Raw genomic sequence first — 10,307 nt, 5'->3', positions numbered from 1 at the left:
CCTGCGGCGAAACGGTGCCGCAGGCCGCCGACCGGTTGCAGTCGACCGGGTCAGGCGCGCAGTTCGGCCAGCCAGGCTTCGACGGCGTCGGCTCGGCGGGGGAGGGCGGCGGAGAGGTTCTCGTTGCCGTCGGCGGTGACGAGGATGTCGTCCTCGATGCGGACGCCGATGCCGCGGTACTCGGCGGGGACGGTCAGGTCGTCCTCCTGGAAGTAGATGCCGGGTTCGACGGTGAGCACCATGCCCGGCTTCAGCGGGCCGTCGACGTGGTCCTCGGTGCGGGAGTGGGCGCAGTCGTGGACGTCGATGCCGAGCATGTGGCCGGTGCCGGCCAGGGTGAAGCGGCGGTGCAGGCCCAGCTCGTAGACCTTGTCGGCGGTGAGGTCGCCGAACAGGCCCCAGGAGGTGAGGTGTTCGGCGAGCACCCGCTGGGCGGCGTGGTGGAAGTCGCGGAACATGCCGCCGGGCCGCACCGCGGCGATGCCGGCCTCCTGCGCCGCGTACACGGCGTCGTAGACCTTGCGCTGCAACGCGTCGAAGCGTCCGTTGATCGGGAGGGTGCGGGTGATGTCGGCGGTGTACAGCTCGTTGGTCTCCACGCCCGCGTCGAGGAGTAGGAGGTCGCCCGGCTTCGCGCGGCCGTCGTTGCGCACCCAGTGCATGGTGGTCGCGTGCGGGCCGGCGGCGGCGATCGTGCCGTAGCCGACGTCGTTGCCCTCGACCCGGGCGCGGACGAAGAAGGTGCCCTCGATCAGGCGCTCGGCGGTCTCGGTGTCGGTGCCGAGCACCCGGACGACGTCCTCGAAGCCGCGGGCGGTGGCCTCGCAGGCGAAGCGCAGCTCGGCGATCTCGAACTCGTCCTTCACCAGGCGCAGTCCGGACAGGAAGACCCGGAACTCCTCGTCGCGCTCGGCGGTGATCCTGTTGTGCAGGGCCTCCTCCACCCCGGCGTCGTGGCCGCGCAGGACGCGGACCGGTCCGGTGACGGTACGCAGGTCGGCCCGCACGGCGCGGACGTCGCGACAGGGCAGGCCCAGCAGGCGCTCGTTCTCGGTGAGGCTGTTGCGGCGGCCGTCCCACAGCTCGCCGTGGTTGTCGAGCCAGAACTCGCCGTTGCCGCGGTCGGAGCGGTCGCGCAAATAGAGGGTGGCCTCGCCGGCCGGGGAGAGGACGAGTACGCCGTCCTGGGACTGGTCGCCGGTGAGGTAGACGTAGTCGGAGGACGGGCGGAACGGGTAGTCGGTGTCGTTGGCGCGGACCTTGGGGTTGCCGGCCGGGACCACCAGCGTCTCGCCCGGGAAGGCGGCGGCGAGTTCGGCGCGGCGGCGGGCGGTGTGCGCGGCCTGGGCGATCGGCGCGAGGTCGCCGCGCTCGGTGTCGGCCCAGCCGTGGCGCATGCTGTCGGCGAGTTCGTCGGTGACGCCGCGGGTCAGGCCGTTCTTGCGGTACTTGATGGTGTCGGCCGGCCGGGACTCGGTGGGCTGGGTGGGCTCGGTCATGTGCCGTCTCCAGGGCTGGATCTGGGGCTGGGTCGGGGTGCGGGTGCGGTCGCGTCCCGTACGGTATACCGAACGACGCTCGGAGAGAAGGGGATTTCCGTGGGCGACTCCGAGGGCTCCGTGCGGGGCGTGCTCGCCGCCAACCTGAAGCGCCTGCGGGCCGCGCGCGGCCTCTCCCTGTCCGAACTGTCGCGGCGCGCCGGGATCGGCAAGGCGACGCTCTCCCAGCTGGAGTCCGGCACCGGCAACCCCACCCTGGAGACGGTGTTCGGGCTCGCCAGGGTGCTCGGCGTGCCGATCTCCGACCTCGTCGAGGGCGCCCCGGGCGGCGGCGTCACGGTGGTCCGCGCCGCCGGCGTCGAACCGCTCAGCGGGGCCGGCGTCGACCTGCGGCCGCTGCGCCGGATCGAGGCCGGGGACACCGTGTTCGAGGTGTACGACCAGCGGGTCAGGCCCGGCGGCACCCAGGACTCGGCCGGGCACGCGGGCACCGAGCACACCGTCGTCCAGGCGGGGCGGCTCGGCGTGCGGGTCGACGGCTGCGAGGTCGAGCTCGGGCCGGGGGACTACGTCGGCTTCGACGCCGCGCTGCCGCACGCGTACACCGCGCTGGGCGGGGAGGCGGTGCGCTCGGTGCTGCTCCTGCACTTCCGGGCGGAGCAGCGGCTGCACGTGGCGGACGGGCCGGATCACTGAGTCCGAATCGTTCGGTAAAGCGTACGCCCGGGCCGGTGGAGCGGCCCGGGCGCGTGCGGTGGGGTCAGAAGGTGGGGTCAGAACGTGACGATCTGCAGGTACGTTCCTGGGCGGTCGGTGATGCTCACCCCGGGCACGTAGAAGGTGTGGCCGTCCGGACCGATCGTCAGGCTCGTGCCGTGCTCCACGTCGAACTGCGCGACGTTCTCCGTCGGCACGGGCCGGTTGGTCGCCGTGTCGTACGCGGCCACCGTCGGGCCCGGCAGCTGGGTGTCCTCCAGCACGTACAGCCGGCCGCCGTCCGGGCTCAGCGCGAAGCCGGGCACCTGGCGCAGGCCGGTACCGAGGTCGATCGTCGCCGTCAGCGCGTCGGCGGCGAGGTCGACCACCTGGACCCGGCCGTCCGGCCTGGTCAGCGCGTACAGCCGGGTGTCGTCCGGGGTCAGCGCCAGCTCGTCGACGAACCCGGGCGAGGTGACGGTGCGCACGACCGTCGGCTGCGCGCCCGAGACGTCCACGTGGACCAGGCCCTCGGCCGCGCTCACGTACGCGTCCGCGCCGTTCGGGCGGACGACGACCTCGCGCGGCTCGACCGTCGGCAGCGCGACGGCGCCGGTGAACGCGGCCTGCGCGGCCGAGAAGGTGAGCAGCCGCCCGGGCTGGAACGCCGTGCCGGGGACGGTGCCGCTGTTCGGCCCGGTCTCGGCGAGGTACACCTTCGACCCGTCCGGGCTGACCGCGAGGCCGGTCGGCGAGCCGGACTGCCAGCCGGCCGGGCGGGGCTGGTCCGGCAGCGCGACGCTCGCGCGCAGGGTGTTCGTCGCGGTGTCGAAGACGTTCAGGGTGTCCTTGGTGATCAGGTAGACGACCGCGCCGTCCGGGCTGAAGGCCTTGGGACCGCTCCACGGGTCGCCACCGGTGGGCACCTGGGCGACGAACGCGCCGCTCTGGGTGTCGATGACGTCCAGCCGGTTGCCCGTGCCCGTCTCCTCGCCGACGTAGGCGCGGGTGCCGTCCGCGCTGACCAGCGCGCGCTGCGCCCAGTTGGCACCGGGGAGCGAGAGCAGCCGGTCGACGCCGGGGACGGGGGCGGCGAGGGCGGGCAGCGGGCTCGGTCCTTCGGCCGCGGCGACCCCGGCGGAGCTGCCCAGCAGCAGCGTGGCGGAGAGCAATATGCCTGACCAACGGGCCTTTGATACAAGGAAGTTCACTTCGCGGTGCCTCTCCTGTGGCGGATCCATGGCATGGCAGCGGGGTGAGGCTATGCCATGCCCGGGGCGCCGTGGGGGCTGTTTGCCGACTGTTTGGCCCCGGGCCCGCGGGGACGACGCTAGGCGGCAGCGGGCCGGGCCGGGGCGGCCCCGTCAGTAGTAGTGCCGCAGTCGGGGCCAGAGCTTCGACCAGGGGGCGACGGTGCCGGTGCAGAGCAGGACCGGGGCGTGCTGCTCGCCGTTGGCGAGGCCGTGGCCGTTGTCGACCCGGGCCACCTCGTGGCAGCCGGTGAAGGCGCGTTCCACCTCGGGGTAGGGCGCGGGGTGGAGCAGGAGGACGGGGCCGTCGGCGGAGTCCGGGGGCGGGCCCCAGTCGGCGAAGGACATGTGGCCGGATTGCGGCGCGGGGAGGCCGTAGCGGGCGCCGTAGCGGGCGAGGGCGCCGGCCTCGCCGTAGTTGCTGGTGAAGACGACGGCCCGGGAGCGGAGTTCGGGCGGGACGGCGGACCAGCCGGCGCCCGCGGCGGCGGCGACTTCGGGCCAGCCGACCTGCTCGGCCTGCTCGGGGTAGATCCAGCTCACCACCGGCAGCTGCCGGGCGGGCAGCACGGGCAGGGTGATCACCACGTTCACCAGGGCGCCCACGGCCAGCCAGGCCGCGAACCGCACCGGTCGGCCGGTGCGGACGCGCTGCACCGTCGGTTCGCAGCCGGCGGCGGTCAGGACGAGGAGCAGCGGCATCGCGTAGTAGGGCTTGCCGCCGCTGATCAGGACGAGGAGGCAGATGGCGGGATAGGCGACCGCGAAGGGCTTCGCCCAGGCGAGGGCGGCGTCGTGCCGCAGACGGCGGAAGCCGGCGACCCAGACGGGGATCAGGACGGGGGAGAGGTAGAGCAGTTGCATCGGGACGAACGTGAGGCGGTTGGCCAGGCCGTCCTTGTCGCTGATGCCGCCCGCGACGGTCAGCTGGGGCCAGCCGTGGGCGGCCTGCCACCACAGGTTGGGCAGGACGAGGGCCACCGCGAGCAGCGCGCCGGCCGGGGCCCACCAGCCGCGCAGCACCCGGCGGGGGCCGGTCCACCGGATCGCGGGGAGCAGGACGGCGGCGAGGAGCACCACGAGGTCCTTGTTGAGCAGGGCGATCCCGAAGGCCGCGCCGACGGCGAGCCACCAGCGGCGGTCCCCGGTGCGCAGCAGCCGCAGCGTGAGCAGGCTGACGGCCAGCCAGGCGGCGAGGTCGAAGGTGACGGTGGAGAGCATGTGCCCGATGCCGAGCACCATCGCCGAGCAGGCCGCGGCGCACGCGGCGAGCAGCTGGGCGGGCCGGCCGCCGCCCAGTTCCCGGGCGAGCAGGGCCACCAGGACGACGGTGCCGGCGCACAGCAGCACCGCGACGGCCCGCAGACCGGTCGGGCTGTCGCCGAAGAGGGCCGTCGAGGCGCGGCCCAGCAGGGGGGTGAGCGGCGGCTGGTCGGTGTAGCCCCAGGCGGGGTGGTGGCCGGCGACGAGGAAGTAGAGCTCGTCGCGGTGGAAGCCGTAGCGCCCGGAGAGCAGGATCTGGAGGCCGCCGATCGCGCCCGCCACGGCGAGCACGGGTCCGGCGGCGAAGCGCGGCGGTGCCGGCGCGTGCGTGTCGTCGTCCCCGGCCGTCCGGCCCGGGACATCCCCCCGAATGTCCACGGCGCGAGTGTGGCAGGTGGCGACGCGGCAGGGAAGGGGGATGGGGAGTCCGGCCCCACCCCGGGCCGTGACACGGCTCCGCCCCGGTCCGTGAGTCGGCTCACGGACCGGGGCGGAAGCGGCGGTCGGTCAGAGGCGCTCGGGGACCGGGTTGCCGACCTCCTCGATCGCGCGGCGCACCGGCACCTTGGCGAGGACGACGAAGCCGATCACGAAGAAGATCAGCAGCGAGATGATCGCCAGCCGGTAGCTGCCGGTGACCTGGTAGGCGAGGCCGAAGACCAGCGGGCCCATCCAGCTGGTGCCGCGGTCGCTGACCTTGTAGACGCTGAAGTACTCGGCCTCCCGGCCGGCCGGGATCATGTGCGAGAACAGCGAGCGGGAGAGCGCCTGGCTGCCGCCGAGCACGAGGCCGATCATGCACGCGAGGGCGTAGAACCACGCGGGCTGGTGGGCCGGCATGAAGTAGCCGAGGGCGAGGGTGATCACCCAGCCGACCAGCGAGCCGAGGACGGTCTTCTTCGCGCCGTACCGGTGGGCGATGCGTCCGAGGAGCAGGGCTCCGCCGATCGCGACGACCTGGACCATCAGGACGGCGGCCACCAGTGAGGTCTGGTCCATGCCCAGCTCCTCGCTGCCGTACAGCGAGGCCTGCGAGACGACGGTCTGGATGCCGTCGTTGTAGCAGAGGAAGGCGCCGAGGAAGAGCAGCGTCTTCGGGTAGCGGCGCATGCCGCGCAGGGTGTTGGCGAGCTCGCGCAGGCTGCCGGCGGTGGGCTTGCCGTCGGCCGCGGCGCCGGTGCGGGCCGGGGCCACGCCGGCCCGGGACGGCAGCCGGAACAGCGGGACGAGGGTGAACAGCGCCCACCAGAGCCCGGCCGAGGCCAGGCAGATCCGCACGGCGGTGCCGGAGGCGAGGCCGAGCGCGTCGGCGTTCTCGAACAGCGCCAGGTTGGCGACCAGCAGGAGGCCGCCGCCCGCGTAGCCGTAGGCCCAGCCCTTGGACGAGACGGCGTCGCGCTCGTCGGGCTTGGCGAGGCCCGGCAGGTAGGCGTAGGAGAGGGCGACCGACACCGCGTACGCGATGTTGGCGACCACCAGCAGCCCGCCGCCGAGGAGGTAGCGGTCGCCGTCGAGGAAGAACATGCCCATCGTGGCGAGCGCGCCGACGTAGGCGAAGCCGCACATGAGCTCCTTGTGCCGCCCGGTGCGGTCGGCGACGGTGCCGGCCAGCAGCATCGCCGCGACCGAGATCAGCACCGAGAAGGAGACCGTGTACGGGAAGAAGGAGCCCGCGCGGATGGCGAGGCCCAGCGGGTGGACGTCACCGTTGGCGTCGGCGGCCTTGTTGGCCACCGTCGTCAGGTACGGACCGAGGAAGACCGTGAGGACGGTCGCCGAGAAGGCGGCGTTCGCCCAGTCGTTGATGTACCAGCCGAACCGGATGCGGTTCAGCGCACGGCTGTCGGTGGCCGTGGCCGGGGTGTCCGGCGCCGGGTGGTCCGGCAGGTCGGTCGCGGTGTTCATGGGTTCCAATCACCGTGCTCGGTCCGCGCCGCCGTCCATCCAGCAGCCGCGTTCGCTGAGGACGTCCCGCAGGACGTCTATGCGATCCGCCATGATGCCATCCACACCCAGGTCGAGTAGAGCCCGGATCCGTGTGGGATCGTCCACAGTCCAGACGTGAACGTGCAGGCCGAGGCGGTGCGCGGCCCGGACGAAGGCCCGGTCGACCACCCGGATCCCGCGGTGGCGCTCGGGCACCTGGGCGCAGATCCCGGCGTACGGGGCCCCGCGTCCGACCAGGAGGGGTCCGGCCAGCGAGCGCAGCCGCAGCCGCGCGACCTCGCGCGGGCCGAGCGAGGTGGCCAGCCGCGGGCCTGCGGCGGCGCGGACGGCGGCGAGGCGGGAGTCGGAGAAGCCGCCGACGCAGACGCGGTCCCACGCGTCGGTGCGGCGGACCGCCTCGACCAGCGGCGCGACGGCCGGGGCGGCCTTGACGTCGATGTTGAAGCGGGCGTCGGGGAACGCGCCGAGCAGGTCCTCCAGCAGCGGGATCGGCTCGCTGCCGCCGATCCTGGCCTGCCGCACGGTGCTCCAGGGCTGCTCGGCGATGGCGCCGGTGCGGTCGGTGACCCGGTCGAGGCGGGTGTCGTGGAAGGCGACCAGGACGCCGTCGGCGGTGGCGTGGACGTCCGTCTCCAGGTAGCGGTAGCCGAGGGCGACGGCGGCCTCGAACGCGGCGAGCGAGTTCTCCGGGCGGCCGAGGTCGCCGCCGCGGTGGGCGAAGGCGAGGGGTCCTCGCTGGTCGAGGAACGGGTGCAACTCGGCCTCCGGTGTCGTTCTGCTGGTGCGCGTTACAGTATTACGCATCCTGTCAAGCAGTAATGGGGGCTCAGGTCCCCGGCCCGGTGGGGCGCGAACGCCGCAGGGGCCGTCCCGATGGCGGTCGGGACGGCCCCTGCGGGGGTGTTCGTTCGGACGGCGGCGACTCAGTCGTCCAGGACCATCGCCTCGGCGCAGGCGGCGATGGTGAGGATGAGGGCGTCGTCCTGGCCGGGGGCGATCTTGACGGAGTAGTGCTCGCTCAGCAGCGACCACTCGCGGGAGATGTGCGCGATCTCCTGCTCGCCGTAGGTGATGGCGTACTGGTGGTCGGTGATGTTGCCCTCGACGTGGATCTCCGCGCCGTTCTCGAAGGTCACCGTGAACTTGTAGACCAGCGGCGAGAAGAGCGCCTTCTTCACCGTCGCGATCGTCTGCTCGCCGCGCTTGATGTAGCGGATGTCGCGCAGCGTCATGATCTTCTCGGAGATCCGGTAGAGCTCGTTGCCCTCGGGGTCCTGGAGGGCGATCACGCCGCTGAAGCTGAACATCTTCTCGTCGACCTGGAAGACGCGCTCGCCGCCGCGCTTGATCCAGAAGTCGTGGGTGGGCGAGAAGAACTTCTCGTCGATGTCGTAGACGGCGCCCCCGGACACCGGCTGCTCGCCCTCGAAGAGCTCCTGCACGATGCCGAACAGGCCGCCGAACTCGTTGCTCATGGTCTTTCGTCCCCATCTGATGGTGCGTTGGCGGGCACGATCCTAGGGACGGGGAACGGGCGCAGGACAGCTTTCCGGGCCTCTGTTTCACAATCCGCACAGAATGCGCGAACGGCTGTTGCGGAGGCGAAACCCCTGGTCGGAGGGGGTGTGTGCGAACGGCCCTTGGCGCAGCGTCAGGCGGTCGGGAGGGCGGTCGGGCCGGTGGCAGGGAGCGTCTCCGGGAGGGTGGGCAGCTCGGCGGCGCTGGCGAGGACGCGGGCGTGCGGGTGGCCGGCGAACGCCGCGCGCGGGAGCTCGCCGGTGAGGACGCCGACGACGATGCCGGCCCCGGCGTTGGTGCCCGCCTCGACGTCGACGATGGTGTCGCCGGCGGTCAGGACGCGGCGGGTGTCGATGACGCCGGTCTTCTCCATCGCCCGGTGGATCATGTGCGGGGCCGGGCGCCCGCGCGGGACCTCGTCCGAGGTGACGACGGCGTCCAGGTTGCCGCCCTCGCCGGCCGACCAGCCGAGCGACTCCAGCAGCGGGTAGGCGACGTCGGCGCTGAAGCCGGTGGTCAGGGCGACCTTGATGCCGCGTCGGCGCAGCTCGGCCAGCGCGTCCTCGACGCCCTCGATGGCCTGCGGGGGAGTGGCCGCGTAGGCCTCGCGCAGGAACGCGGCGAAGGCCTCGTAGCCCTCCTCGACGAGCTCGGAGGTCGGGGTGCCGCCGCCGAGGCGGACCAGGGCGGCGATGGCCTCGCGCTTGTCGGTGCCCATCCAGGTCTGCAGGTCCTCGTCGGTGACCGGCACGCCGGTGCGCTCGACGGCGGTGCGCAGCGCGCGGTACACGGCGCCCGACTCGTTGACGGTGGTGCCGGCCATGTCCAGAGCGGCGAGCTCGATCACGGTGATCAGTCCTCTTCGGTGCGGTAGCGGCCGATGGTGGTGCGGCCTTCGACGGTGTTCTCGATGGTGAAGGTGGCCATGGCGGGGAGGTACCGGTCGTCGGCGTCCTCCAGCGGCACGCCCAGGCTCGACGTGGTCAGCCGGCGCACGCGTAGCAGCGGGTCGCCGATGCCGATGTCCAGGTGCTCGGCGTCCTCGGGGGAGGCGGCGACGGCGTCGATGGTGTGCCGGGCGTGGTGCAGGTCGACCTCGCGGCGCAGCAGCTCCTCGTAGATGGAGCCGGTGTCCGGGTCGAAGTCGAACAGGGCGCGGCCGACCTCGTGGACGAAGGTCGAGCGCTCCAGCATGGCCGGGACGCCGTCCAGCAGCCGCAGCCGGACGAGTTCGACGACCGGTGCGCCCTCGGCGAGGCCGAGCCGGGCCGCCGAGTCGGGGGAGGCCCGGCGGCGGGCCACCTCGATCGTCGTCTGCCCGGGCTCGCGGCCGATGCCGCGGGCCCACTGGGTGAACGACAGGAAGGTGGCGAACGGCTGGGAGGGGGTCGCGCGGCGGGCCACCGGCGGCTTGCCGCGGCCGCCGACCAGGCTGCCCTCGCTGCGCAGCAGGGCGAGGGCCTGGCGGACCGGGCCCCGGGAGGTGCCGAACTCGGCGCACAGCTGCGACTCGCTGGGCACCGGCCGGCCCTCGGGCCATTCCCCGGAGTCGATGCGGCGCTGGAACTCTACGCCGAGCCGCTGGTGCAGCGGGACGTCCTCGGGAGTGCGGTCCAGCGGGCGGTCACTTGTCTTCACAAGCCGACTATGACACTTCGGGGCGCGGCTTCTCAAGCGGCTTCTCACGGGGCATCTCAAGCGGCTCCTCAAGGCAGTCCCACCTGGCGGTTTCTCCGGACGGCCCGGTGTTCCCGGTGATCGTCGGGCAGGTGAACAGACGGTAACTTGTACAGACATCTCTTGACGTTCGCCTCGACGACCCCGGAACCTGGAGCCATGAGCAGCACTGCACCCGCCACCGCCCCCGCCGGCACCCGTTCGCCCGCGCCCGGGCGCAGCGACCTCGTGATCGTCGGCGCCGGCATCGTCGGCCTCGCCCACGCCTTCGAGGCGCTCGCCAACGGGCTCTCCGTCACCGTCGTCGAGCGCGACCGGCAGCCCGTCGGGGCCTCGGTCCGCAACTTCGGCCACTGCTGCATCAGCGCCCAGGAGGGCGACCTGCTCGGCCTCGCCCGGCGCTCCCGGGCCGGCTGGCTGCGCGCCGCCGGGGCCGCCGGCTTCTGGGCCGCCGAGG

The 10,307-nt window shown here is 73.1% G+C and carries 10 protein-coding genes; 2 read left to right on the top strand and 8 right to left on the bottom strand.

Annotated features, from left to right (window positions below; all coding sequences use genetic code 11):
• Window positions 1–50: 50 nt before the first annotated feature.
• A complete protein-coding gene (locus AB0O00_RS20460) occupies window positions 51–1,499 on the bottom strand; it encodes an aminopeptidase P family protein (RefSeq protein WP_363653732.1) in 1,449 nt (482 codons plus the stop codon).
• Between the two features lie 99 nt (window positions 1,500–1,598).
• Between AB0O00_RS20460 and AB0O00_RS20455 the strand changes: the two genes are divergently transcribed.
• Entirely contained in the window at window positions 1,599–2,195 is a 597-nt protein-coding gene (locus tag AB0O00_RS20455; protein ID WP_363653730.1) for an XRE family transcriptional regulator, read from the top strand.
• Window positions 2,196–2,272: 77 nt separating this feature from the next.
• Here AB0O00_RS20455 and AB0O00_RS20450 read toward each other — a convergent pair whose 3' ends face one another.
• The 7 genes from AB0O00_RS20450 to AB0O00_RS20420 all read right to left on the bottom strand — a co-directional run bounded on the left by AB0O00_RS20450 (window position 2,273) and on the right by AB0O00_RS20420 (window position 9,811).
• The gene (locus AB0O00_RS20450) at window positions 2,273–3,367 is read right to left on the bottom strand and encodes a YncE family protein (protein ID WP_363653728.1); all 1,095 of its coding nucleotides are present in this window, start codon (window positions 3,365–3,367) and stop codon (window positions 2,273–2,275) included.
• A gap of 192 nt (window positions 3,368–3,559) precedes the next feature.
• Complete coding sequence (locus tag AB0O00_RS20445; protein ID WP_363653726.1) at window positions 3,560–5,086, bottom strand: glycosyltransferase family 39 protein; 1,527 nt, start codon at window positions 5,084–5,086, stop codon at window positions 3,560–3,562.
• A gap of 129 nt (window positions 5,087–5,215) precedes the next feature.
• A complete protein-coding gene (locus AB0O00_RS20440; RefSeq protein ID WP_363653724.1) occupies window positions 5,216–6,613 on the bottom strand; it encodes an MFS transporter in 1,398 nt (465 codons plus the stop codon).
• Window positions 6,614–6,622: 9 nt separating this feature from the next.
• Window positions 6,623–7,459 carry a glycerophosphodiester phosphodiesterase gene (locus AB0O00_RS20435; protein WP_363653722.1) on the bottom strand — a complete coding sequence of 279 codons (837 nt, stop codon included), beginning with the start codon at window positions 7,457–7,459 and terminating at the stop codon, window positions 6,623–6,625.
• Between the two features lie 119 nt (window positions 7,460–7,578).
• On the bottom strand, window positions 7,579–8,130 hold the full coding sequence (locus AB0O00_RS20430) for an LURP-one-related family protein (protein ID WP_363653720.1): 552 nt from the start codon (window positions 8,128–8,130) through the stop codon (window positions 7,579–7,581).
• Window positions 8,131–8,306: 176 nt separating this feature from the next.
• Window positions 8,307–9,020 carry a phosphonatase-like hydrolase gene (locus AB0O00_RS20425; protein ID WP_363653718.1) on the bottom strand — a complete coding sequence of 238 codons (714 nt, stop codon included), beginning with the start codon at window positions 9,018–9,020 and terminating at the stop codon, window positions 8,307–8,309.
• A 5-nt stretch (window positions 9,021–9,025) separates the two neighbouring features.
• Window positions 9,026–9,811, bottom strand: a complete 786-nt coding sequence (locus tag AB0O00_RS20420) for a GntR family transcriptional regulator (protein WP_363653716.1) — start codon at window positions 9,809–9,811, stop codon at window positions 9,026–9,028.
• Window positions 9,812–10,009: 198 nt separating this feature from the next.
• Here AB0O00_RS20420 and AB0O00_RS20415 point away from each other — a divergent pair.
• The coding region (locus AB0O00_RS20415) for an FAD-dependent oxidoreductase (protein ID WP_363653714.1) at window positions 10,010–10,307 on the top strand (298 nt) is incomplete at its 3' end.

This window comes from Kitasatospora sp. NPDC093558, from assembly GCF_040683475.1.
GTDB lineage: Bacteria > Actinomycetota > Actinomycetes > Streptomycetales > Streptomycetaceae > Kitasatospora.
This window is presented reverse-complemented; position numbering and strand designations above follow the sequence as displayed.